Source organism: Planococcus sp. 11815 (assembly GCF_051096385.1).
Taxonomy (GTDB): domain Bacteria; phylum Bacillota; class Bacilli; order Bacillales_A; family Planococcaceae; genus Planococcus; species Planococcus citreus.
This window is the reverse complement of sequence record NZ_CP096991.1, coordinates 2,616,546-2,639,683: the sequence shown is the minus strand read 5'-3', so window position 1 is coordinate 2,639,683 and position 23,138 is coordinate 2,616,546. Positions and strand designations below refer to the sequence as shown.

The following is a 23,138-nucleotide window of genomic DNA, read 5'->3' as shown; positions in this document are numbered from 1 at the left end:
CTTTTCTTTGTGTCTAGCTCGAGCGCCTAGCTCCTCGGGTCATAAGCCGTTCCAGCATTGCGGCAAAGAGCGCCGCATTGCTGATCCGTCTTATGCATGTCTGAGGGCCACAGGATGTGGGTCAGCTAAGCGTTGCGACAGGACGTCGCGCACTTAGCTTAGCTTCCGCCATCAGGCGCTCTCGCTTTTCTTGGTGTCTAGCTTCGGCAGCCAGACCCTCGAGGTCACAAGCCACTTTGCTTATGCGGCCAAAGGCGCCGCGTCAGCAAATCGTCTTGTGCTTGTCGGGTCTAAACGGCTGCCTCCGCTTTTCTTGTAACAAATTTGTCAATCATATGTCGGCGGGTTTTTGCTTGTGAAGTTTTTCACTACATGTAATTGACATGATTTTACCCCTATTGTATGCTTACAAAGGGTCTGCATGAGAGGGTTTTCATACATAATGGATGTGCTATTGAAAGCCAGATGCGACTGCTCTTTTTATGGGCGTGAATGTCAAATCATTATGAATTTCGAGGGGTTTATCATGCACCCGAAAAAAAGTCCCTTACAAGCAATGGCGATTTATTCCGTCATTCTCTCACAACTTGTCGGGTCCGTACTAATCGGAGTCTTTACAGGGATGTGGCTTGATGAGCAATTCGGAACCGCCCCGCTCTTTTTGATCATCTGCTTGCTCGTCGGTCTTAGTGCCGGGGTTTGGGCGATGCTTCAGACCGTCCGAAAATTCGAATCAGGAGACATGTAAAAAATGGATGGACTTCAAGAGATCTATAAAAGATTGAAGAGGCTGATGTATTTCATCCTCGCCGTGTTCGTTTTAGGGTGGGGAGTCACTCCTTATCCAGAAGTGTTCGCAGGCCTAATCGTCGGATCTCTGTTCGGCATTTATAATATGTGGATCCTGGTCCGGAGAATGGAAAAATTCGACCGGGCGGTGGAAGAAGGCTCGAAAGTCCGTTCTCTCGGAACGGCATTACGGTTCGCATCAGGTGTAGCCGTTGTGGCGATCGCTATTTTGTTCGCTGAGCATATACACTTGGTCAGTGCGGTAATCGGGTTGATGATCCCTTATGGTCTCCTTTTGGTGGAGCGGATCGTTTATCACATGAAACACCATTAAAGAAAGTGGAAAGAGAGGTGAATTTATCGTGGATCATGGCGCTCCAATGCTCGAGGTGTTCGGAATCTGGTTCAACCTATCGAACGTTATGATGCTGCTTGTAGCCGCTCTTATTGTTTTCCTTATCGCATTCTTCGCTACCCGCAACTTGAAGCTGAAGCCAACAGGCATGCAGAACTTCATGGAATGGGTAATGGACTTTGTTAAAGGAATCATTAAAAGCAATATGGACTGGCGGGATGGCGGACGATTCCATATTCTTGGAATTACGCTGATCATGTTCATCTTCGTTTCGAACATGCTCGGGCTCCCATTTGCTGTTGTCGTCAACGGAGACCTTTGGTGGAAATCACCAACAGCGGATCCAGTCGTGACAATGACATTGGCTGCAACAATCATCATCTTGAGCCATTATTATGGTATTAAGCTGAAAGGCTTGAAAGGCTACAGTTCAGATTTCCTGAAACCGATGCCGTTCTTGTTCCCGCTTAAAATCATTGAGGAATTCGCAAATACGCTGACACTCGGTCTGCGTCTTTACGGTAACATCTACGCTGGTGAGATCTTGCTTACGTTGTTGGCAGGGCTTGCTTCAGCAAGTATCTTCGGATTCGTCGGTGCAATCTTGCCGATGATGGCATGGCAAGGATTCTCGATCTTTATCGGGGCTATCCAAGCGTTCATTTTCGTTATGTTAACGATGGTTTATTTATCGCATAAAGTCAGCGAAGACCATTGAGTATAAACTGCCTTCGGGCAAAACAAAAAAAACAATTATCCTGAGGAGGACATTTTAAAATGGGTTTATTAGCAGCAGCAATTGCAGTAGGATTAGCAGCACTAGGTGCAGGTATCGGTAACGGACTTATCGTTTCAAAAACAGTTGAAGGTATCGCTCGCCAGCCAGAAGCACGCGGCGTTCTTCAAACAACAATGTTCATCGGTGTAGCTTTGGTCGAGGCATTGCCGATCATCGCCGTAGTTATCGCGTTCATCGTAATGAACCGTTAATTTCGAAAAGCGAAAGTGCCTGTTCAGCTCTGACAGGCATAAGGCGAACCAGCGAAGCGGCGTTCTTTGCCGCACAGCTGGGTTGACTTATGTCCCAAAGAGCTAGGCACTGGAGTCTAGACATCGCGTAAAGCGGAACTAGTCAAAGCAATTTATTATTGAAAAGCTAAATGGCGAGAATGCTCCGGCATGTTTTTCGCCATTTATGCTTGTATGATGCATTTTGGATTTCGACAGCACATCTAACGATTTTAAGCAGTATATATAATAGAAGAAAAAGTATTTTAGGCTCTTGAAGGGAGTGAAACAATCGTGTTTTTTGATCACCTCGTACTCGGTGCAACCGGGGAGTTTTTGAATATTGGAGACATCATCGCAACATTGGTCATCTTTTTGCTCCTAATGGCCCTGTTGAAGAAATTTGCGTGGGGTCCATTGATGGGCGTTATGCAGCAGCGTGAAGATCTGATCGCAAGTGAGATCGAAACTGCTGAAAAAAGCCGTCAGGAATCACAGCAAATGCTTGATGAGCAGCGCAACCTTTTGAAGGATGCCCGCAACCAAGCGCAGGAAATCGTTGAAAATGCCAAGAAACAAGGCGAAGTTTCTCGTGAGGAAATCATTACGACAGCGCGTGCTGAATCTGCCCGCATGAAAGAATCCGCAGTGGCAGAAATTGCTAACGAGCGCGAAAAAGCGATCGCAGCAGTACGTGAAGAAGTTGTGGCTCTGTCCTTGTTGGCAGCTACGAGAGTATTGGACAAGGAAATCTCTGAGGAAGACAACCGTCAGTTGATTAACGAAACGATTGCGAAGGCAGGCGAAGTGCAATGAGCCAAGTCGCTGAGCGCTACGCATCGGCATTATTCCAGGTAGCCAAAGAACACAATGTGACTTTGGAAATCGAACAGGATCTCCGTGAAGTACGTAAAGTTTTCAAGTTGACTCCTGAACTTTACCAATTGATCGTGTCACCGAAACTTTCATCTGAAAAGCGCACAAACCTCATCAACGAAGTATTCCAAGGCGTTAACACATACGTCTTGAATACACTTCAGATGTTGGGTGATCGCAGACGCATGAACGAAATCAGTGATATGACACAAGCATATATCAAGCTTTCGAACGAAGAGCAGGGAATCGAGGATGCAACAGTTTATTCGACCCGTCCATTGACGGAAGAAGAAACGGCATCTCTTTCCACAGCTTTCGCGAAAAGCATCGGCAAGAATTCTTTACGGATTGAAAACGTAATCGACCCATCGTTGATCGGTGGATTGCGCCTTCAAATCGGAAACCGCATCTTTGATAGCAGCGTCAGCACGAAACTTGCCCGCCTGCAACGTCAATTGATCGGCTAATTTATGAAATTATGAGAGGGTGAAATACATGAGCATCAAAGCTGAAGAAATCAGCAATCTGATTAAGCAACAGATTGAAAACTATCAATCAGAGATGAAAGTTGACGAAGTCGGTACAGTCATCACAATTGGTGACGGTATCGCTCGCGCTCATGGCCTCGACAACATCATGGCTGGAGAACTTGTAGAATTCTCTAATGGTGTAATGGGTATGGCACAAAACTTGGAAGCCAACAACGTTGGTATCATCATCCTTGGGCCATTCTCAGACATCAAAGAAGGCGATGAAGTACGTCGAACTGGCCGTATTATGGAAGTACCGGTAGGACAAGAACTTATCGGACGCGTAGTAAATCCACTAGGACAGCCAGTTGATGGCCTTGGACCGATCAACACGACTAAATCCCGTCCTATCGAAAGCCCAGCACAAGGCGTTATGGCACGTAAATCCGTGCACGAACCGCTTCAAACGGGTATTAAAGCAATCGATGCTCTTGTGCCAATCGGCCGTGGGCAGCGCGAATTGATCATCGGTGACCGTCAGACTGGTAAAACATCTGTCGCAATCGACACGATCTTGAACCAAGGCGACCAAGACATGATCTGTATTTACGTAGCAATCGGCCAAAAAGAGTCGACTGTCCGTAACGTTGTTGAGACGTTCCGCAAAAACGGTGCGCTTGACTACACGATCGTTGTTACAGCGTCTGCTTCTCAACCAGCGCCACTTCTATACCTAGCTCCTTACGCTGGTATTACAATGGCTGAAGACTTCATGTTCGATGGCAAGCATGTTTTGATCGTCTATGATGATTTGACAAAACAAGCTTCCGCTTACCGTGAACTTTCACTCTTGCTTCGTCGTCCTCCGGGCCGTGAAGCTTACCCAGGTGACGTTTTCTATCTTCACTCACGCCTTCTTGAGCGCGCAGCGAAGTTGAACGAATCACTCGGATCAGGATCGATCACTGCATTGCCGTTCGTTGAAACGCAAGCAGGCGATATTTCCTCTTATATCCCAACAAACGTAATCTCGATTACGGATGGCCAGATCTTCCTTCAATCGGATCTTTTCTTCGCCGGTGTTCGCCCAGCGATCAACGCAGGTCTTTCTGTATCCCGTGTAGGTGGTTCAGCTCAGATCAAAGCGATGAAGAAAGTTGCTGGTACATTGCGCCTTGACTTGGCAGCTTACCGTGAATTGGAGTCATTCTCCCAATTCGGTTCAGATCTTGACCCAGCGACAGCTGCAAAACTTGAGCGCGGTAAACGTACAGTTGAAGTTCTCAAGCAGGACTTGAACAGCCCGATTAAAGTTGAAAAACAAGTTGTTATCTTCTACGCATTGACTCGTGGATTCCTCGATGATATCCCTGTACAAGACATCACTCGTTTCGAAGCTGAATTGACTAGCTGGTTGGATACAAACCACACAAACGTTTTGGATACCATCCGCTCAACTCAGGGATTGCCATCTGACGACGAATTCGGTGCAGCAATCAACGAATTCAAGCACACATTCGCGAAATCAGAATAAGCTCCCTGGCAGGATCGGAAGAAAAAATAACAAGGTGGTGAAATACCAGTGGCATCTTTACGCGATATAAAAACACGAATTACGTCAACCAAGAAAACAAGCCAAATCACGAAAGCGATGCAGATGGTTTCCGCTTCTAAATTGAACAAAGCAGAAATGAGCGCGAAAGCTTTCGTTCCATATATGGAAAAGATCCAGGATGTGGTCGCTTCGATCGCAGCCGGTTCCAGCGACGTGTCGAATCCTATGATGATGGCACGCCCTGTTAAGAAAACGGCATATTTGGTCATTACCTCTGACCGTGGCCTTGTTGGCGGCTATAACAGTAACATCTTGCGTACTGTCATGGCTAAAATCAATGAGCGCCACACGTCAAGCGACGAATTTGTTATCCTCAGCGTCGGGCGGAAAGGCCGTGACTTCTTTGCGAAGAAAGGCTATAACATCATCGAAAGTTCAATCGGGCTTCCGGACCACCCAGCGTTTGCGGATATCAAGGAAATAACGCGCAAAGCTGTTGGTATGTTCGCAGATGGTACGTATGACGAAGTTTATATGTACTATAACCATTATGTTTCTGCCATCTCCCAGGAGGTTACCGAAAAGAAAGTGCTGCCGTTGACTGACATTCAGCCAACAGGATCGACTGCTTCTTACGAGTTCGACCCATCAGCGGAAGTGATTCTGGAAGTTCTTCTTCCACAATACGCGGAAAGCTTGATTTTTGGAGCCTTGCTGGACGGCAAAGCAAGTGAGCATGCTGCTTCCATGACAGCAATGAAGAGCGCAACCGACAACGCATCAGAATTGATCGGCGATCTGACGCTTGTCTACAACCGTGCACGCCAAGCTGCGATCACTCAGGAAATCACAGAGATCGTCGGCGGAGCTGCAGCGTTAGAGTAAGAAAAGCGAAGACGGCCGTTTAGGCCCGACAAGCACAAGACAGTTTGCTGAAGCGGCGTTCTTTGCCGCACAAGCAAAATGGCTTGTGACCTCGAGGGCCTGGCCGTCGGAGACTAGACACAAAGAAAAGCGAAAGCGAAAGCGGCCGATAAAGCCGCTCGAGCTTTAAATAGGTTCAATAAAAGTAAGACAGGAGGGAACAGCATGAACACAGGACACGTTCTTCAGGTTATGGGTCCGGTTGTAGACGTTAAGTTTTCCAATGGCCAACTTCCAGCGATCTACAACGCCCTAACCGTTAATATTGATCGTCCCAATCAAGCTCAAACTACTTTGACTCTTGAAGTAGCTTTGCACCTTGGCGACGACACAGTTCGTACCATCGCAATGGAATCCACTGACGGATTGCAGCGCGGTTCAGCAGTAACCGATTTGGGCAGAGCAATTTCTGTTCCTGTCGGAGATGTTACACTTGGCCGAGTATTCAACGTACTTGGTGAAGTAATCGACTTGGGTGAGGAAATCCCGGCATCAGAACGCCGCGACCCGATTCACCGTTCAGCTCCTACGTTTGAGCATCTTTCCACTGAAGTTGAAATTCTTGAAACTGGTATCAAAGTTGTTGACTTGCTTGCCCCTTACATCAAAGGTGGTAAAATCGGCCTCTTCGGTGGTGCCGGTGTAGGTAAAACTGTTTTGATCCAGGAATTGATCAACAACATCGCACAAGAACACGGCGGTCTTTCTGTATTCGCTGGTGTTGGCGAGCGTACGCGCGAAGGAAACGACTTGTTCCACGAGATGAGCGAATCCGGCGTTATCAAGAAAACTTCAATGGTCTTCGGCCAGATGAACGAGCCGCCTGGCGCACGTATGCGTGTTGCTTTGACAGGTTTGACTATGGCTGAATATTTCCGTGATGAGCAAGGCGCAGACGTTCTTTTGTTCATCGATAACATTTTCCGCTTCACGCAAGCAGGTTCTGAAGTATCCGCCCTTCTTGGCCGTATGCCATCAGCGGTTGGTTACCAGCCGACACTTGCGACTGAAATGGGTCAATTGCAAGAGCGTATCACAACAACTAGCGCTGGTTCTGTAACATCGATCCAGGCAATCTATGTTCCAGCCGATGACTATACGGATCCGGCTCCGGCAACAACGTTTGCCCACCTTGATGCAACAACTAACCTTGAGCGTAAACTTTCTGAGATGGGTATCTACCCAGCGGTGGATCCACTTGCTTCTACTTCCCGCGCATTGTCTCCTGAAATCGTCGGCGCAGAACACTACGGTGTTTCACGTCAGGTTCAAGAAACTTTGCAGCGTTACAGAGAGCTTCAGGATATCATTGCGATCCTTGGTATGGATGAATTGAGCGATGAGGACAAGCTGACGGTTAACCGTGCACGCCGTGTCCAAAACTTCTTGTCTCAAAACTTCCACGTTGCTGAACAGTTCACTGGCCAAAAAGGCTCGTATGTTCCAGTTCAGGAAACGATCAAAGGCTTCCAGGAAATCCTTGCAGGCAAATACGATCATCTTCCGGAAGATGCTTTCCGCCTAGTCGGCCGCATCGAAGAAGTTATCGAAAAAGCCAAAGGCATGGGCGTACAAGTCTAAAATCAGGGACCAGGAGGGAAAAAAATGAAGACCATTACAGTCAATATTGTCACTCCCGACGGCCCAGTATACGATTCAGAAGTTTCTATGGTGATTGCAGTTACAGCAACCGGTGAGATGGGCGTTTTGCCTGGTCACATTCCGACAGTAGCTCCTCTTGGAATCGGCGCAGTCCGATTAAAGAAAGAAAACTCGACGGAATTGGTCGCTGTAAGCGGTGGGTTCCTTGAAATCCGCCCTGAAAAAGTGACGATTCTTGCTCAATCAGCAGAAACTGCGACTGAGATCGACTTGGCACGTGCGCAGGAATCTGCAAAACGTGCTGAAGCACTTCTTCAGGCAAGAAAAGATGAGATCGACTACAAACGCGCGGAATTGGCGTTAAAACGTGCGATGAATCGTATCAACGTTTATGAGGGTAACATTTAATAAAATGGGACGGATGGAAGCGATTTGCTTCCGTCCGTCTTTTTTATTGGATTATGGACAAGATTTCACGAAAAACTCATGAAGTTTTATGCCACATGAAATAATTTCAGCTATACTAACAGCAGGGGTTTCAACAAATAAGATATGAGACGAAAGGAGAGTGTAGAGTGGAATTGTACATCGGACAGCAGGCATTGATTTCAATCATCAGCCATATCTTTTTCACCGGCGTTTCATTTTATGCATTGCGGGCTGTGATGTTCGATAAATGGATAGCTAAACACCATGTATTGCAGGCCCAGATCTTATACATATTTTTGAGCATTGTCATCGGGACCTCTGTTTCTAACTTCTTTTTACAAATTTCGGCATGGTCTAGGCAATTGCCGTACCTGTTTTAGCATGGCCGATTTGCCATGGTAATGCGGATGCAGGCCGTTCCTATGGCAAATCGGCAATGTTTTACTATTTCCCGGGAAATATTCAGTGTCTAAGGGTTTATTTCTATTGAAGTGGGGAAACAATTAACTGTAATCAATTTGTAATATTTCTTTTTTCGCTACGGACATAAAAATACCTATGCATGCGAACAACATGGGGTATATTGAGTTTTTGATAAGAAATCCTTGTAATGCTTGTTTCTTATCAAAAAACAAGGTATTATAGATAAGGTTTTCATTTTTTACTACCATAAACTACAGAGATTATTAAATGAGAAAATATACGTGAGAGCTGTATAAATTAGGGACTATTAAACACATGGAGGGCTATGCTTTGGATCATATCATCGTTAAAGGCGGAAAGAAATTAACAGGGAAAGTACGGGTAGAAGGAGCGAAGAACGCAGTACTGCCAGTATTGGCAGGCGCGCTTCTTGCAAGTGAAGGAAAAAGCTTCATTACGGAAGTACCGAATCTTGCAGACGTCTACACTATTCAGGAAGTATTGAGAAGCCTGAATGTAGAAGTCGAGTATTTCCCGGAGAAAAACGAGATGCACATCGATGCATCTTCACAACTATCGAGTGAAGCACAGTTCGAATATGTCCGCAAAATGCGTGCATCGATTCTGGTCATGGGACCTGTACTTGCACGCAACGGATTTGCCCGTGTCGCTTTGCCAGGCGGCTGCGCCATCGGATCTCGTCCGATCGATCAGCACCTAAAAGGCTTTGAAGCAATGGGAGCGAACATCACTTTCGGAAACGGCTTCGTTGAAGCAAAAACGGATGGCCGTTTACGCGGTGCTAAAATCTACCTCGACTTCCCAAGTGTGGGTGCGACAGAGAACATCATGTCAGCCGCAGCGCTTGCAGATGGGGTAACGATCATCGAAAACGCAGCGAAAGAACCGGAAATTGTCGACCTTGCGAACTATATCAACGAAATGGGCGGAAACGTCAAAGGTGCCGGTACGGATACTATGCGTATCGAAGGCGTCGAGACACTTCACGGATCGCATCACTCGATCATTCCTGACCGTGTAGAAGCAGGGACATTCATGGTGGCAGCTGCCATCACAGAAGGCGATGTTATCATTGAAAACGCCGTTCCGGAACATATGGCTGCCTTGATCTCGAAAATGGGCGAAATGGGAGTCGATATCCAAGAAACGGATGAAGGTTTGCGCGTCCGTGCGACACGTCCGCTTCGTTCGATCGACATCAAGACGATGCCGCACCCAGGATTCCCGACAGACATGCAATCGCAAATGATGTCATTGATGTTGACTGCACAAGGCAACGGCATCCTGACTGAAACGGTTTTTGAAAACCGCTTCATGCACGTTGAAGAATTCCGCCGCATGAATGCATCCGTTAAGATCGAAGGACGTTCAGTGATCATGGAAGGCCCTTCTAAATTGCAAGGCGCTCAAGTATCAGCAACAGATCTTCGTGCAGCTGCTGCATTGATCTTGGCTGGACTTGCTGCTGAAGGCATTACACGTGTACACGAGCTTTATCATCTAGACCGCGGATATGTTGATTTCCACTTGAAGCTGGAAGCTCTAGGAGCAGATATTGAACGCGTATCGACTGAAACAAGCGAAGTAAAAGAAGAGCAAATGGTTTAATTCATCAGGACTCATACTTCATATGATCAAGAGCCTGCCGCACAATTGAGCGGCAGGCTTTTTTCGTAGAAAAACGAGCTGAAAGTATTTTCGGAGAATTTTGTCAGTCGTTGCAGGATTATGATAAGATTTTAACTAGACAATTCTAATGGAAATGTAAGCTTGGAAAATCAAGCTCAATCAACATCGCAGAATACAGGAAGGGGACGGCGTAATGTTTTCGAAAGATATAGGCATTGATCTCGGAACAGCTAATGTGCTGATCTATGTAAAAGGCAAAGGCATCATTTTAAACGAGCCGTCCGTAGTAGCAGTCGATAAAAAATCCAATGAACTGATCGCGGTCGGCACGGAAGCGCAGAAGATGATGGGGCGCACACCCCAGCATATTGCGGTGATCCGCCCATTGAAAGATGGCGTCATCCATGATTTCGATATTACAGAATTGATGCTCAAGCATTTTATCCAAGTATTGAAACTGAAAGGGTTTATGATGAAGCCGCGCATCCTCATCTGCTGCCCAGCAAATATCACGAGCATCGAACAGAAAGCGATTCGCGAAGTGGCTGAAAAAGCCGGCGCGCGAAAAGTCTATGTCGAAGTGGAGCCGAAAGTTGCGGCGATCGGTGCAGGACTTGATATTTATCAGTCGGATGCGAGCCTCGTTATCGATATTGGCGGGGGAACTTCCGATATTGCGGTTTTGTCGATGGGTGAAATCGTTAAAAGTACAACTTTGAAAGTAGCAGGCGATCATTTCGACTTGGATATACTCCATTACATAAAGAGAAAATACAAATTGCTGATTGGGGAACGGACAGCTGAAAAACTGAAAGTGGAATTCGGGACGCTCAGCGGCGACCAGGAAGCCACGATGGACATTCGCGGACGGGATATGCTGACAGGCTATCCACGGACCATTACATTGAAAGCCCAGGAGATTACGGAAGCCTTGCATGAATCGGTCGAGTTAGTGGCAGAAGGTGTGCGAACGGTGCTTGAACAAACACCACCTGAACTGGCAGCGGATATCATCGACCGTGGCGGCGTGTTGACTGGCGGAGGTGCTTTGCTTGGCGGATTGGACCGGTTGCTGGCAGAGCGTCTTGGCATCCCGATCGCCATTGCGGAACATCCAAAAGAATGCGTCGTTCTTGGAACCGGGAAAATGCTTGAAGCAAAACAGGATATTTTCCGTTCAAGGAGATAAAATTCAAATTTTTGTTCCACAGCCCAGGCTTTTTAGTATAATGGCAGATAGTGAAGAAACTTGTAGGGCATTGGGCATTTAAAGAAGAAAGGTTGACATAGCAATGGCACAATCACGAAAAGCTGGCTCGACTCAGCCAGATAAACCGAATACGCAAACCGACAAGCCGAAAAAGAAAACACGTTGGGTGCAAATCCGCATGTTTCCGATCTGGCTGCGCATCCTCCTGGTCATTGCGCTTCTCGTCGTTATGGCAGCACTGGGCGCTATGATCGGCTATGGCGTCATTGGAGACGGCAATGCGGGAGATGCACTGAAATGGGAAACGTGGCAGCACATTTTCGACATCATGCACGGCGTAACTTGATTACGCAGCGACAAAATCTTGAGATGAACAGGACGTGAAGAAGGGAATGGAACATATGTTGACGACAGAACAAGTACAGGCAATTTTGCCTCACCGCTATCCTTTTTTGATGGTCGATCGGATCGTTGAAATCGAAGCGGGGAAAAAAGCGGTCGGGCTGAAAAACGTCACCGCTAATGAAGATTTCTTTAACGGCCATTTTCCGGGATACCCTGTCATGCCAGGCGTCTTGATCGTTGAAGCGCTGGCACAGGTCGGAGCAGCTGCCGTTCTTCAGATGGAAGAAAACAAAGGCCGCCTAGCCTTCTTTACAGGCATCGATAATTGCCGTTTCAAGCGCCAAGTCACGCCTGGTGACCAATTGCGCCTGGAAGTGGAGTTGACGCGCCTGCGCGGTTCTATGGGCAAAGGCCATGCCATTGCGACAGTAGACGGCGAAATCGCTTGTGAATGCGATATTTTGTTCGCGCTTGGGCCAGTCCAGGAAAAATAAGCTGGAAAACAAAACTGCCTCCCGCAGCCAATTCGGCCGCGGGAGGCAGTTTTATTATGTGGATTTGGTTTCGTCTTTGCGCAATACCGGTCGTTCCCGCATATCCGTTTCAAAACGCTCGAGCAGTTCCTCTCCTTCGAGCCCGTCTTCCAATAGCTCCGACAATAACGTCTCGGCGTATTTGCGGCGCGCCCGTTTCAAGGTCCCTTTCATCAGCACAGAGACATGTCCGCCGATTGGTTTGACGGCATGGATGATCACTTCAAACGTGGCCGGTTCGTTTCCAGGATAGGAAATGACGACTTTGACGTCATGCACTTTGCCGCTTTGTTTCATATCGAGAAAAATAGCTTCATGCTTTTCGTCGACCAGCAGTTCAAGAACCCATGAACGCTGGGAATTTTCCTGGTTGATGATCAGGCCGTCATGGAGCGGGTAATCTACCAGTTGTTCTCCGTCTACAACGGCGAGCGACAGCATTTTGAATGTTTTCATGCAATTCCCTCCAGATAAAGCTTTGTTTTCAGTATAGCATAGCGGGGAAATGCCCGGCGAATGTCTATGGAAAAAATGCATTGCAACAAAATGGCGATTTTGCATTCCGGCTGACTGTGCAAGAAGCACTATAGTTCACAGAACGAAATGGTTGGAAAAACTTTTTGCTCTTTCCGGAATTCCGCAAATGATGTCCGAAATCCTTTCAAATCCGCGATTTCCCACATTGCCAAGGAAATGGTGGTATTAGTATGCTTTCATTACCGGCAGGACAGCAAGCAGGCGAATATACCAGCAGTTGAATCGGCCTGTCCGGCAGGAGGTGAAATCAATGAATCAAGTAGGCATTGTAGGTCGATTAACGAAAGATCCGTCGATGCGGGTGCTGGGGGAAGGGCGTGTACATACTACCTTCGTCGTAGCCATTTCCCGCAACTTCAGAAACCAGCGTGGTGAAATCGAAAGCGATTATGTCCTTTGCTCCACCTGGGGCCGGACAGCCCAGAACGTCGCCAAGTATTGCATGAAAGGCTCTCAAGTCGCCATTACGGGAAGAATCCAATCACGCCATTACGATAAGGAAGATGGCTCCCGCGTCTATGTAACGGAAGTGATAGGCGACCAAGTACGTTTCCTCGATAAACGAAAGCCCTCAGACGATCTCATCCCCAAGCGGACGGAACCGGATTCTAGTGCAGAGTTCGATTTCCAGCCGCCCGAAACTGAGCAGGTGAACAGTTGACGCATAAGGAGGCAAGTGGAATGCCGAAAGAACTTCAGCTCCAATTGGAAGTCCATATGGAGCAATTGATCAAACTGACTGCTTCGCTTCATCAGCGCATGATTGAAGCGGAGCGGGAGCTGTCAGAACTGAAACGGGTCTTCGCCACAGGCGAGAAAAACTGATGATTGCTGTCCAAAAGAAAAAATCCGTCCAGGTGGGGTCCTGGCCGGATTTTTTAGAAGCTATACGTGAACAATTCTTTCAGTTCATCATCGGACAGATCCGTCATCCATTGGCTGGATTGGATAAACTGGTCCGACATCGATTGCTTCTGCGTAAGCAGTGAATCGATTTTCTCTTCAATCGTACCGATCGTCACAAATTTATGGACGTGGACAAACTGCGTCTGGCCGATGCGGTACGCCCGGTCGGTCGCCTGGTTTTCCACAGCCGGGTTCCACCAACGGTCCGCATGCAACACATGCGTAGCAGCCGTCAAGTTGAGTCCGGTGCCACCCGCTTTCAAGGATAGGATAAATATCGGGAATTCACCATTCTGGAATGCAGCGACCAGTGAATCACGCTGATTTTTCGGCATATTGCCAGTCAAAAACGGCACTTCATGCCCGTATAATTCATTCAGCGCTTGCTGCAGCAGATGGCCCATTCCGATGTACTGCGTAAAGATTAAGCATTGCTCCCCGCGTTCCGCGATTTCCCCCGCAAGTGTCACGATACGCTCAAGTTTTTGGGAGCGAGGCAATAATTCGTCTGCGGTCGTATACGGCTCTTTTAGATAAAGGGACGGGTGATTGCACAGCTGTTTCAGCTTGCTGAGCATTTTCAGGACGAGGCCTTTTTTCTCGAAGCCTGTGAGCGTCCCCATCTTCTGCACCGTATCTTGCACAAGCCCCTCATACAGCGCGGCTTGCTCCGGCGTGAGTGGGCAATATTCCAACTGCTCCAGCTTTTCCGGTAAGTTGAGTTGCAGTTCGGGGTCTTTTTTCGTCCGGCGAAGCAAGAATGGCTGAATGCGCTGCCGCAGCTTTTCCTTGGCCTGTTCGGAATCATCCCGTTCAATCGGCACCATAAAGGCTTCCTGGAACTGCTTGATGCGGTACAGGTAGCCTTTATTGATGAAATCGAATATCGACCATAGTTCAGATAGGCGGTTCTCGATCGGCGTTCCAGTGAGGGCGATGTGATGCTGTCCTTTGAACTTGCGGATCGTCCGCGATTGTTTCGTGTACATGTTCTTGATGTTTTGTGCTTCATCGAGCGTGATGCTCGTCCACGTGATCGATTGGATTTCGACACTGTCGGACGAGGCGATGCCGTAAGTCGACAGCACGACGTCCGGCTGGTCAGCCGCAAGCGAGTCCAAGAAGGCCTGGCCTTTCGGGCGGTTGCTGCCGTAATGCGTGGCTACTTTCAAATCAGGCGCAAAACGCTCCAATTCCTTTTGCCAGTTGCCGAGGACCGAAGTCGGGCAAATGATGAGCGATGGCTGTTTCGGCTTTTCGCTGTGCACGTGAAGCAAGTAGGCGATTAACTGCACCGTCTTGCCGAGACCCATATCATCTGCTAGGCATAAACCGAAGCCTTCTTCGCGCATGAAGGTTAAATAATCGAAGCCGGTCTTCTGGTAAGGGCGCAATTCTGTCTTCAAGTTCTCCGGCAATGGCGTTTCCGGCAAGTCGCGCTTATCGAGCAATTTGTCGAGCAGGATTTTCAGGGATTTATTCAAATGGAACTCGACGAGCGGATCGTCTTCCTCGCCCGGTTCTTCGAGCATGACGTCCGGCACATTATGGAACAGCATGTCTTTCAATGTCCAATCGGCGTCTTCCGCTTCTTCGATCATCTGGCGCAGCTGCATCAACAGATTCGAGTCGACGCGCACCCATTCGTTGCCGACACGGATGAATTCGCGGTTTTCCGTCACTAGCTGCTCGAAATCCTGCATGCTCAAATCAACGCCGTTGAGTGAGAATTTCCAGTCGAAGCTGATGATTTGGTCCAGGCCAACGACCGATGCTTTTTTCGCCGGGGAAGTGACGTTCGCTTTGACGCGCACTTTCGATTCCTGAACAGCTTGCAACCAGGAAGGGATCGATACTTCCACGCCGAATGCCTGCAATAAGTCGGCGTCGTTGCGGAGGAAGTTCAACACTTCCGCATCGGTCCAGCGGGCGATATACATTTGGTCCGCTTCGTAGCGGTCGACAGAAGGGCATAAGCTGAGGATCAAGCTTTGGCGCTCCTGGATGTCACGCGCATGGGCACGCCATTTTTCAGGCAACACTTTTTCGATCACTTCATTTTCACGGCGTTTCGAAGGCGTCCAATAAGCGCTCCCGCGTTTAGTGCGCAGCGCTGTCCGGAATGCCCATAAGCCGCTATCGTCCGGTTCGGTCAATTGCATCGCGAGCACATAATCATCCGCAGGTTCCAGCCCGTCCCAGCCGGCATGTTCGACGAAATGCAAAAGGTACGGCAATTGGGCAGAAGTGAGCCCTTTTTGGCGCAGCTGGTGTCCGATGGTATCGGTCAAGAACGAGCGGATTTCCGCATCGCCATATGCCGAATCAATGGAAATGACGCCATCTTCGACTTGAACATGCTGCCATAAGGCGGAATCGTTCAAGGAGTCGGCGACGCGGCGCGCAAGTTTCAGCCAAGATTCGTCTTGCAGGCGGCGCCCTGAAAACTGGACATAATGATGGGGATCCTGTTGGAACAACCGGACAAAATCGGCTGGCGTCAATAACAGGTCTAAGCCATCTGTTTGAACGTTCATGCCGAAAAAGCTGTCCTTGTCGGCGAAAAACAGGAATGGCGACCAGATTTCCGGAGGGATCCGGTTGCCGCTGTCGTTATAAGCCTGAAGCCGGAACACATCCGACTGTTCTATTTTTAAATAATACGTACGGCTTCCTTCGGTTTGGAATTGATTCATAACAGCTTTCCTTTCTCGATCTCTTCCTGGAGTGCGCGCAAGCGTTTATAACGATGTTGGATTTCATTCATATAAGCGTTCCAAAACGGCATCTGTCCGCTTTTCTTGCACGCGGCTTTCATTTTCTTCCATACGCGGACGGCTTGTTTATAGCTTGTCCGGCTGCGTTCATCGAGATGTTGCAGCGCATAGCGGTGGTATAGTGGCAGCGCGAAATCGGGAGCGGAGTTATGCACTTCCTTCAATCCGCATTCCTCTGCAAAATACAGAGGGGAATTATGCAACTGGTGAAGTTCTGCCCATTGCTTGTACATGCCTTTTTCGACAAGATAGGCTGAATAGGCAGGCAAGCCGTAGTGGCCGAATTGTGTAAACAAATCTTCCCAATCGTCTTCGGTCAAGTCGATCAATGAATACAGGCGGCTCAAAACGCGGACATAGTGGTGGCGGTACTGTGTAAACAATCCGTCAAACAGGAATGTCCGGACATGCGGCTTGATGGCCATCAAGATCGCAGAAAGCCCTTGTTGATGGCCTTCTTCTTCAGCGAGCACGGCAAGTTTGATCCAGTCCGCTGCAGCGCCCGGCGTAATGTTGCCAGGAGAGACTTCGTTTCCGAGCAGCAAAGCGAAAAAGGCTTTGACTCGTTCATCTGGGCGTCGGAATTCCTCGAGCCCGCTCAGCCGTTCGCGCCTGCTGATGAATAATTCGGTCCAGAACAGCTGGTAGATTTCAAAGCGTTCCGAAAACGAATCGTCGTTCGTTTCCGCAAATTCGCGGACCAATTCACGCAAATGGGTGAAAAAAGCATCCGATTCGAACGTGCGGTGCAAGCCGCGCAATTGGCCAAGCATATCACGCAGTGCATGCAATTCGTCCGCAAACCAGGTTTTGAAGAAGGAATGATGCACTTCTTTCGTCCCGGCGCTGAACGTCTCCCATACTTCTGTCAATGAAATCAGGTGGGCATAGGTTTTATATAAAGTTTTCCATTCACGCTCGAGTGGCATGAAGGACAGGGCGTTTTTCAAGCGTCCTTCGTATAATTGCTCAAAATAGAAATAATTGCGCGTGACGTAATCATTGATCGGTTCGCGCCACGTGCTGCGGATTAATGCTTCCCATTGATCGGGTGAGCGTTTGTTCGTCAGTGTCGACAATTTCTCATTCTCCTTATCACGCCATTTCGCGACCCATTCGGAAAGCGAGTCGATTTTTTGGTAAAGCGAAAAAATGACCGCCAATCGGTGACGGCAGTTTGTTTCCTGCGGGCAAGCGCATACGGCAGCGAGTTTTCCGAAATTGAGCACCACTTTTACCGAGTGGGCATCTTTCACGCTCGCTTCGAGCAGCAGGCGTTCTTCATTGAAAGAATGTATCTGCACGCCGTCATGGCGCACTAAAAAGACTGCTTTTCGAACCATTTCCTCATCCAGCGCACGCGTAGGATGAAGCGACTTGTCGATAGCAGCCATATAATTGTGGATCGTATCTTCGTATTGTTTTGCTAAGGATAGAACCGTAGCCATCTGCATCGCCCCAAATAAAAACATTTCCTTCTATTATACGCATTTGTGGCAATACAGTAAACGAAGAAGGAGAAAGAAGCGGGAATGCCATCGTTTATTCATACTTATTTCTATTCGTTTCGACCAATTTATGGTATGATTCATGTAAGCAGAATATTCTGAAATATAAGGAGGGGAGTCAGATGTTGCATGTAAAACTGATGAAGCCGTTTTATACAAAGAGAGAAGGGCACCGCATCAAGTTTGTGTTCGCCTATCAATACTTTTCGATCCTGAAGGACGAGGAAGTGTTTCATTTCATCCCTGTCGAAGGGAAGGAAATCATCGTCAATTTGAATACCTTCCAAGTAGAAAACCTTTCCGAAGTCTTTGTATTCCAAAAAGGGAACCGCTTTATCCGTTTGCCGCTCTACCAATTATTGCTGGTCTCGGATATTCATACACACCTTCAGAGCATATTGAAGGAAGAAAGGGCGGAATTGATCGAAGTGAACGAACAGACAAAGAAAGAAGCGACCGAAGCAATCCAGTTCCTGGAGCAGGAAAACTTCAACCGCATGATCGACCAGGCATTAGCCGCGGGGGATAAGGAACTGTTTGAGAAGCTGCTGTCCCAGCAAAAACAATTACTCGATGGAGGTCTATGATGAAGCATACAACAGCCTATGGATAAGAAACGTCTGCCCGTGAATTCGAGAGCAGGCGTTTTTATATGGAAGAAAACAAGCCAAAAGCCCTTTTCCGTCTATCGGAAAAGGGCTTTTACGTATGTTCGGAAATCATATGGTGCTCCTTTCTACATGAGCATGAAGTAATTGAGTGCCAACATTACGACTGCAGAACCCGTCACGCCCAGCGCAAGATCTCCCCATTGCATCTCCAGTACTTTTTCAAAATTATTCATGATGATCCGCTCCTTCTCTGATTGTCGGGAAACCCTGTTTGCCAGTTATAGTGTTCGGTTGAACTATTTATAACTTATTTACAGTGTATAAGGGGCTGGAAGAAAATGCATGAGACTAAATTACCAAATATTCTAAAAATTAAAATAAATAGAGAAATACCTATTTGAATTTATAAAATCATCATGCCCCTTTTGGAAAAAGGATGGACTGGCAACAGGTAAATGAATTGTCTGGTCAGCAACGATATATCGAAAAAGTGCATGGGTGATGCCATGCACTTTTTATGCATGGAAAATCGGAAACAAGCAAGTAAACGGTCAATTTCGGGTTTTTGTCTGTTATTAATTGCATGTGGAATGAAGTATATCGAATAAAAAATTATATTGAAATATTCTTACAATATTGATACATTAGTACATAGAAAGTTTCAAAAATATTCCGAATTAGACAAACAAAGGGGAAATACGCAGCATGAAATTTTACTTGTCGATGGACATGGAAGGCGTGACGGCACTTCCGGATTATACATATGTGGACTCGAAAGAAGCGAATTATGAAAGGGGACGGCGCCTCATGACAGGCGACGCCAATGCCATCATTCACGGAGCGTTCGATTCAGGAGCTGAAGCGTTTCTCGCCAATGACTCGCATTCCAAGATGAACAATTTGATTGCCGAAGACCTTCACGAAGAAGCGGAACTCATAACAGGCGGTGTCAAAGCATTTTCGATGGTCGAAGGCCTGGACGATAGCTACACGGGTGCTTTTTTCGCAGGCTATCATGCACGCGCCGGGCAAAAAGGCGTCATGTCGCACGCCATGATTTTCGGGGTCCGGTCAATGTGGATCGATGATGTCGAAATCGGTGAGCTCGGATTCAATGCATATGTCGCAGGTTACCATGGCGTTCCGGTGTTGATGGTAGCGGGAGATGACTGCGCATGCAGGGAAGCGGAAGCGCTTATTCCAGGTGTCACGACTGTCGCAGTCAAAGAGACCTTGACGCGTTCTGCTGTGAAAACACTGCATCCGAAAAAAGCGCAGCGCCTGTTGCGAGAGAAAACGCAGGAAGCGATCCAAAATAAAGACCGCGTAAAGCCGCTCGTGCCGCCTGAGAAGCCGACGCTTCGCATGGAATTCACCAATTATGGGGAAGCGGAGCTGGCGGCAATGATGCCTGGCACCCGCATTGAAGAAGGCACGACGATTGTTCGCTACGAAGCACAAAACATACTGGAAGCTTATCGCGCCATGCTGGTCATGACAGAACTGGCGATGCAAGCGAAGTTCTGTTAGGGGGAAGAAACAATGGGCAAATACATATTCAAACGATTTTTGATGATGCTCGTGACGATTTTCATCATCGCGACACTGACGTTTTTCCTCATGCACGCCGTTCCGGGATCACCGCTTGAAAGCGACCGCAACACGAACGAGACGGTGCAGGCGAATCTGGAGCGCTTCTACAAACTCGACCAGCCACTACATATTCAATACCTGAGTTATATGCAGTCGATTGTCACGTTCGATTTCGGGCCGTCGATCAAAGACCCGAACCGCACCGTTAACGAACTGTTAGCAAGGGGCTTCCCGATTTCCTTCGAACTGGGGATCATCACTATTCTCGTAGCGGTCGTTTCCGGAATCATTCTCGGGACGATGGCTGCGCTGCGGCACAATAAAATGATCGATTACGCGGCAATGGCCTTTGCGGTCATCGGGATCTCGATCCCGAACTTTGTGCTCGCAACGGTGCTGATCCAGCAGCTCGCGGTCAACTGGAATCTGTTCCCGCCCGCGACCTGGACCAGCCCGATGCATATGGTGCTGCCGGTGCTTGCGCTCGCGACCGGGCCGATGGCGATCATCGCCCGCCTGACGCGCTCGAGCATGCTCGAAGTGCTGACGCAGGATTATATTAAAATGGCGCGCGCCAAAGGTATCAAGCCGATGCGCATTGTTTTGCGACATGCGCTGCGCAATGCCTTGATGCCGGTTGTCACGATCATGGGAACTTTGCTTGCCGGCATTTTAACCGGAACTTTCGTCATCGAGAAGATTTTCGCGATTCCCGGAATGGGCAAATACTTTGTCGATTCGATCAATAACCGCGATTATCCGGTCATCATGGGCACTACAGTATTCTATAGTGCGTTCTTGATATTCATGCTGTTTCTGGTCGACATCGTTTACGGCATATTGGATCCGCGCATCAAGCTCCACAAGAAAGAAGGTGATGTGTGATGACTCAAGTCCGTGATGAATGGTTCCGCCCATCTGACAACAGTGCAGATGAAAAAGAAGCCGTCGTCCGCCCGTCGCTTTCCTATTGGAAAGACGCCTGGCGCAGGCTGAAACAAAACAAACTGGCGATGCTCGGCCTGATTTTCCTGGCTTTGCTCGCTGTGATGGCGATATTCGGCCCTATCTTCTCGCCGCATTCCGTCACTACGCAAGACTTGCCGAACCAAAACCAGCCGCCGAGCGCGACGCATTGGTTCGGCACTGATGAAGCAGGGCGCGACGTCTTTACCCGTACTTGGTACGGCGCACGCATTTCCTTATTCGTCGGCTTGATGGCCGCATTGATCGATTTTGTTATCGGCATCGTCTACGGCGGCATCGCCGGCTATAAAGGCGGCAAAACCGACGGCATCATGATGCGCATCATCGAAATTCTTTACGGCTTGCCGTATTTGCTCGTGGTCATCTTGCTGCTCGTCGTGATGGGGCCGTCTTTATGGACGATCATCCTCGCGCTCACCATCACCGGCTGGGTCGGCATGGCCCGGATTGTCAGGGGCCAGGTGCTGCAAGTGAAAAACTATGAATTCGTTACGGCATCGAAATCGTTCGGTGCGAAAACGCCGCGCATCATCCGCAAGAACTTGATCCCGAACTCGATGGGGCCGATCATCGTGCAAATGACTTTGACGGTGCCGAGTGCGATTTTTGCTGAAGCGTTCTTAAGCTTCCTCGGCCTTGGGATCCAGGCGCCGTTTGCCAGCTGGGGCGTCATGGCGAACGACGCGTTGCCGGTCATCATTACCGGCGACTGGTGGCGCTTGTTCTTCCCGGCATTATTTATTTCATTGACGATGTTCGCATTTAACGTACTTGGAGACGGGCTGCAGGACGCACTCGATCCGAAGATGAGGAAGTGAAGACATGACAGGAAAGCAGATAGCTGAAGAGTTGGCCCGAACCCGCTTGGAAGAAGGGGCGGATATTGACGCGGTCGACCATACCGGCAAACGTGGCAGGATTGTAAAGCAGAAAAAGCGCAAGACTGTAACAGACGAGCGCATTCTCTCCGTACAGGATCTGCACGTGACCTTCAATACATACGGAGGAACGGTGCAGGCCGTACGCGGCGTCAATTTCGACTTGTATAAAGGAGAAACTTTGGCGATTGTCGGGGAATCGGGCTGCGGCAAATCAGTAACATCCAACGCCATCATGGGATTGATTCAGCAGCCGCCTGGCAAAATCAGTTCCAAAGGCGTTCATTTCAAAACACAGGATCTCACCAAATTGTCGAAGAAAGAAATGCGCAAAATCCAAGGCGTTGACATCTCGATGATTTTCCAAGATCCGATGACCGCGCTCAACCCGACCTTAACAATCGGCGAGCAATTGACAGAAGGTGTCAAACAGCACAAGAACTTGAGCAAAGCGGAAGCGAAAGAGCGCGCTATCGACATGCTCAAGCTGGTCGGCATCCCGAATCCGGATGAGCGGCTCAAGCAATACCCTCACCAATTCTCAGGAGGCATGCGACAGCGTATCGTCATTGCAATCGCCTTGATTTGTGAGCCGGAATTATTGATTGCCGATGAACCGACGACTGCGCTCGATGTGACAATCCAAGCGCAGATCCTGGAACTATTCGAGGAAATCCAAGCAAAAACCGGCGTATCGATCATCTTGATCACGCACGACCTTGGCGTGGTAGCAAAAATCGCCGATCGCATCGCGGTCATGTACGCCGGCAAAGTGATTGAAACCGGCGACAAGCGCGAGATTTTCTATAATCCGCAACATCCCTACACAAAAGGCTTATTGTCTTCCGTGCCACGGCTCGACTTGGCTGGCGGAGAGCTGAAACCGATCGACGGCACGCCGCCTGATCTGTTCGCTCCGCCGACCGGCTGCCCATTCGCTGCGCGCTGCCCGTTTTCGATGGACGTCTGCACGAATGTCTATCCGGAAGTGACGGCTTTATCCGAAACCCATAAAGTGGATTGCTGGCTGCAGGATCCAAGGGCTCAAAAATTGATCGATGAACAGGCTTTTGCAAGATAAATTTGGCTGGAGGCGCATTTGCGCATTCACATAAAGAGAAACTTCAATCAGTGGGGGTTTTTCTTATCCCACTGATTGTTAGTTGATCCAA

The 23,138-nt window shown here is 48.4% G+C and carries 25 protein-coding genes; 22 read left to right on the top strand and 3 right to left on the bottom strand.

Annotation, left to right across the window (positions count from 1 at the left end):
* Positions 1-526: 526 nt before the first annotated feature.
* The 15 genes from M1Q06_RS13280 to fabZ all read left to right on the top strand — a co-directional run bounded on the left by M1Q06_RS13280 (position 527) and on the right by fabZ (position 12,130).
* Positions 527-748, top strand: coding sequence for an AtpZ/AtpI family protein (locus M1Q06_RS13280; protein WP_058382963.1), 222 nt, complete (start codon positions 527-529; stop codon positions 746-748).
* Between the two features lie 3 nt (positions 749-751).
* Complete coding sequence (locus M1Q06_RS13275; RefSeq protein ID WP_121298338.1) at positions 752-1,123, top strand: ATP synthase subunit I; 372 nt, start codon at positions 752-754, stop codon at positions 1,121-1,123.
* Positions 1,124-1,151: 28 nt separating this feature from the next.
* Positions 1,152-1,862: a F0F1 ATP synthase subunit A gene (atpB, locus tag M1Q06_RS13270; RefSeq protein WP_112230475.1), complete on the top strand. Its 711-nt coding sequence runs from the start codon at positions 1,152-1,154 to the stop codon at positions 1,860-1,862.
* Positions 1,863-1,921: 59 nt separating this feature from the next.
* Positions 1,922-2,134 carry a F0F1 ATP synthase subunit C gene (gene atpE / locus M1Q06_RS13265; protein WP_008433003.1) on the top strand — a complete coding sequence of 71 codons (213 nt, stop codon included), beginning with the start codon at positions 1,922-1,924 and terminating at the stop codon, positions 2,132-2,134.
* Positions 2,135-2,446: 312 nt separating this feature from the next.
* Complete coding sequence (atpF, locus tag M1Q06_RS13260; RefSeq protein WP_101191263.1) at positions 2,447-2,968, top strand: F0F1 ATP synthase subunit B; 522 nt, start codon at positions 2,447-2,449, stop codon at positions 2,966-2,968.
* Positions 2,965-3,495 carry a F0F1 ATP synthase subunit delta gene (locus M1Q06_RS13255; RefSeq protein WP_121298336.1) on the top strand — a complete coding sequence of 177 codons (531 nt, stop codon included), beginning with the start codon at positions 2,965-2,967 and terminating at the stop codon, positions 3,493-3,495. Before atpF ends, M1Q06_RS13255 begins: the two co-directional genes overlap by 4 nt.
* A gap of 28 nt (positions 3,496-3,523) precedes the next feature.
* On the top strand, positions 3,524-5,032 hold the full coding sequence (atpA, locus tag M1Q06_RS13250) for a F0F1 ATP synthase subunit alpha (RefSeq protein ID WP_121298334.1): 1,509 nt from the start codon (positions 3,524-3,526) through the stop codon (positions 5,030-5,032).
* 48 nt (positions 5,033-5,080) lie between these two features.
* Positions 5,081-5,938, top strand: coding sequence for an ATP synthase F1 subunit gamma (atpG, locus tag M1Q06_RS13245; RefSeq protein ID WP_101191257.1), 858 nt, complete (start codon positions 5,081-5,083; stop codon positions 5,936-5,938).
* A gap of 204 nt (positions 5,939-6,142) precedes the next feature.
* Positions 6,143-7,558 carry a F0F1 ATP synthase subunit beta gene (atpD, locus tag M1Q06_RS13240; RefSeq protein WP_058382970.1) on the top strand — a complete coding sequence of 472 codons (1,416 nt, stop codon included), beginning with the start codon at positions 6,143-6,145 and terminating at the stop codon, positions 7,556-7,558.
* Between the two features lie 24 nt (positions 7,559-7,582).
* Positions 7,583-7,987, top strand: a complete 405-nt coding sequence (locus M1Q06_RS13235; protein ID WP_058382971.1) for a F0F1 ATP synthase subunit epsilon — start codon at positions 7,583-7,585, stop codon at positions 7,985-7,987.
* Positions 7,988-8,154: 167 nt separating this feature from the next.
* Complete coding sequence (locus tag M1Q06_RS13230; RefSeq protein ID WP_434399945.1) at positions 8,155-8,388, top strand: DUF1146 family protein; 234 nt, start codon at positions 8,155-8,157, stop codon at positions 8,386-8,388.
* A 373-nt stretch (positions 8,389-8,761) separates the two neighbouring features.
* Positions 8,762-10,060, top strand: coding sequence for a UDP-N-acetylglucosamine 1-carboxyvinyltransferase (murA, locus tag M1Q06_RS13225; protein WP_121298330.1), 1,299 nt, complete (start codon positions 8,762-8,764; stop codon positions 10,058-10,060).
* A 214-nt stretch (positions 10,061-10,274) separates the two neighbouring features.
* Positions 10,275-11,270, top strand: a complete 996-nt coding sequence (gene mreB / locus M1Q06_RS13220) for a rod shape-determining protein MreB (protein ID WP_434399943.1) — start codon at positions 10,275-10,277, stop codon at positions 11,268-11,270.
* 103 nt (positions 11,271-11,373) lie between these two features.
* The gene (locus tag M1Q06_RS13215) at positions 11,374-11,637 is read left to right on the top strand and encodes a DNA-directed RNA polymerase subunit beta (protein WP_434399941.1); all 264 of its coding nucleotides are present in this window, start codon (positions 11,374-11,376) and stop codon (positions 11,635-11,637) included.
* Positions 11,638-11,692: 55 nt separating this feature from the next.
* Positions 11,693-12,130 (top strand): 3-hydroxyacyl-ACP dehydratase FabZ, encoded by a 438-nt coding sequence (fabZ, locus tag M1Q06_RS13210; protein ID WP_101191249.1) that lies wholly within the window; start codon positions 11,693-11,695, stop codon positions 12,128-12,130.
* 54 nt (positions 12,131-12,184) lie between these two features.
* Here fabZ and M1Q06_RS13205 read toward each other — a convergent pair whose 3' ends face one another.
* Positions 12,185-12,625, bottom strand: coding sequence for a YwpF family protein (locus tag M1Q06_RS13205; protein WP_434399939.1), 441 nt, complete (start codon positions 12,623-12,625; stop codon positions 12,185-12,187).
* A 331-nt stretch (positions 12,626-12,956) separates the two neighbouring features.
* Here M1Q06_RS13205 and M1Q06_RS13200 point away from each other — a divergent pair, with 331 nt between their 5' ends.
* Positions 12,957-13,367 carry a single-stranded DNA-binding protein gene (locus M1Q06_RS13200; RefSeq protein ID WP_121298322.1) on the top strand — a complete coding sequence of 137 codons (411 nt, stop codon included), beginning with the start codon at positions 12,957-12,959 and terminating at the stop codon, positions 13,365-13,367.
* Between the two features lie 20 nt (positions 13,368-13,387).
* Entirely contained in the window at positions 13,388-13,531 is a 144-nt protein-coding gene (locus tag M1Q06_RS13195) for a hypothetical protein (protein ID WP_167358041.1), read from the top strand.
* Positions 13,532-13,584: 53 nt separating this feature from the next.
* Here the strand turns inward: M1Q06_RS13195 and M1Q06_RS13190 are convergent, their stop codons facing one another.
* Both M1Q06_RS13190 and M1Q06_RS13185 read right to left on the bottom strand, forming a co-directional pair.
* The gene (locus M1Q06_RS13190; RefSeq protein ID WP_434399936.1) at positions 13,585-16,308 is read right to left on the bottom strand and encodes a DEAD/DEAH box helicase; all 2,724 of its coding nucleotides are present in this window, start codon (positions 16,306-16,308) and stop codon (positions 13,585-13,587) included.
* Positions 16,305-17,837: a hypothetical protein gene (locus M1Q06_RS13185; RefSeq protein WP_434399934.1), complete on the bottom strand. Its 1,533-nt coding sequence runs from the start codon at positions 17,835-17,837 to the stop codon at positions 16,305-16,307. The genes M1Q06_RS13190 and M1Q06_RS13185 overlap by 4 nt, the downstream gene beginning before the upstream one ends.
* Before the next feature lie 182 nt (positions 17,838-18,019).
* Here M1Q06_RS13185 and M1Q06_RS13180 point away from each other — a divergent pair, with 182 nt between their 5' ends.
* The 5 genes from M1Q06_RS13180 to M1Q06_RS13160 all read left to right on the top strand — a co-directional run bounded on the left by M1Q06_RS13180 (position 18,020) and on the right by M1Q06_RS13160 (position 23,047).
* A complete protein-coding gene (locus tag M1Q06_RS13180; RefSeq protein ID WP_434399932.1) occupies positions 18,020-18,484 on the top strand; it encodes a transcriptional regulator in 465 nt (154 codons plus the stop codon).
* Positions 18,485-19,213: 729 nt separating this feature from the next.
* Positions 19,214-20,038, top strand: coding sequence for a M55 family metallopeptidase (locus tag M1Q06_RS13175; protein WP_434399930.1), 825 nt, complete (start codon positions 19,214-19,216; stop codon positions 20,036-20,038).
* A 12-nt stretch (positions 20,039-20,050) separates the two neighbouring features.
* Positions 20,051-20,986 (top strand): ABC transporter permease, encoded by a 936-nt coding sequence (locus M1Q06_RS13170; protein ID WP_101191239.1) that lies wholly within the window; start codon positions 20,051-20,053, stop codon positions 20,984-20,986.
* Positions 20,986-21,906, top strand: coding sequence for an ABC transporter permease (locus M1Q06_RS13165; RefSeq protein ID WP_112230505.1), 921 nt, complete (start codon positions 20,986-20,988; stop codon positions 21,904-21,906). The genes M1Q06_RS13170 and M1Q06_RS13165 overlap by 1 nt, the downstream gene beginning before the upstream one ends.
* 4 nt (positions 21,907-21,910) lie before the next feature.
* A complete protein-coding gene (locus M1Q06_RS13160; protein ID WP_434399928.1) occupies positions 21,911-23,047 on the top strand; it encodes an ABC transporter ATP-binding protein in 1,137 nt (378 codons plus the stop codon).
* The last annotated feature ends 91 nt before the right edge of the window (positions 23,048-23,138 follow it).

Coding starts and splice junctions, on each gene's coding strand:
- M1Q06_RS13215 (WP_434399941.1), top strand. CDS start 11,374: ATGGCACAATCACGAAAAGCTGGCTCGACTCAGCCAGATAAACCGAAT.
- fabZ (WP_101191249.1), top strand. CDS start 11,693: ATGTTGACGACAGAACAAGTACAGGCAATTTTGCCTCACCGCTATCCT.
- M1Q06_RS13175 (WP_434399930.1), top strand. CDS start 19,214: ATGAAATTTTACTTGTCGATGGACATGGAAGGCGTGACGGCACTTCCG.
- M1Q06_RS13160 (WP_434399928.1), top strand. CDS start 21,911: ATGACAGGAAAGCAGATAGCTGAAGAGTTGGCCCGAACCCGCTTGGAA.
- M1Q06_RS13170 (WP_101191239.1), top strand. CDS start 20,051: ATGGGCAAATACATATTCAAACGATTTTTGATGATGCTCGTGACGATT.
- M1Q06_RS13180 (WP_434399932.1), top strand. CDS start 18,020: ATGTTGCATGTAAAACTGATGAAGCCGTTTTATACAAAGAGAGAAGGG.
- atpD (WP_058382970.1), top strand. CDS start 6,143: ATGAACACAGGACACGTTCTTCAGGTTATGGGTCCGGTTGTAGACGTT.
- M1Q06_RS13275 (WP_121298338.1), top strand. CDS start 752: ATGGATGGACTTCAAGAGATCTATAAAAGATTGAAGAGGCTGATGTAT.
- M1Q06_RS13205 (WP_434399939.1), bottom strand. CDS start 12,625: ATGAAAACATTCAAAATGCTGTCGCTCGCCGTTGTAGACGGAGAACAA.
- atpE (WP_008433003.1), top strand. CDS start 1,922: ATGGGTTTATTAGCAGCAGCAATTGCAGTAGGATTAGCAGCACTAGGT.
- atpA (WP_121298334.1), top strand. CDS start 3,524: ATGAGCATCAAAGCTGAAGAAATCAGCAATCTGATTAAGCAACAGATT.
- M1Q06_RS13165 (WP_112230505.1), top strand. CDS start 20,986: ATGACTCAAGTCCGTGATGAATGGTTCCGCCCATCTGACAACAGTGCA.
- M1Q06_RS13235 (WP_058382971.1), top strand. CDS start 7,583: ATGAAGACCATTACAGTCAATATTGTCACTCCCGACGGCCCAGTATAC.
- M1Q06_RS13195 (WP_167358041.1), top strand. CDS start 13,388: ATGCCGAAAGAACTTCAGCTCCAATTGGAAGTCCATATGGAGCAATTG.
- M1Q06_RS13190 (WP_434399936.1), bottom strand. CDS start 16,308: ATGAATCAATTCCAAACCGAAGGAAGCCGTACGTATTATTTAAAAATA.
- M1Q06_RS13185 (WP_434399934.1), bottom strand. CDS start 17,837: ATGGCTACGGTTCTATCCTTAGCAAAACAATACGAAGATACGATCCAC.
- M1Q06_RS13200 (WP_121298322.1), top strand. CDS start 12,957: ATGAATCAAGTAGGCATTGTAGGTCGATTAACGAAAGATCCGTCGATG.
- M1Q06_RS13280 (WP_058382963.1), top strand. CDS start 527: ATGCACCCGAAAAAAAGTCCCTTACAAGCAATGGCGATTTATTCCGTC.
- mreB (WP_434399943.1), top strand. CDS start 10,275: ATGTTTTCGAAAGATATAGGCATTGATCTCGGAACAGCTAATGTGCTG.
- M1Q06_RS13255 (WP_121298336.1), top strand. CDS start 2,965: ATGAGCCAAGTCGCTGAGCGCTACGCATCGGCATTATTCCAGGTAGCC.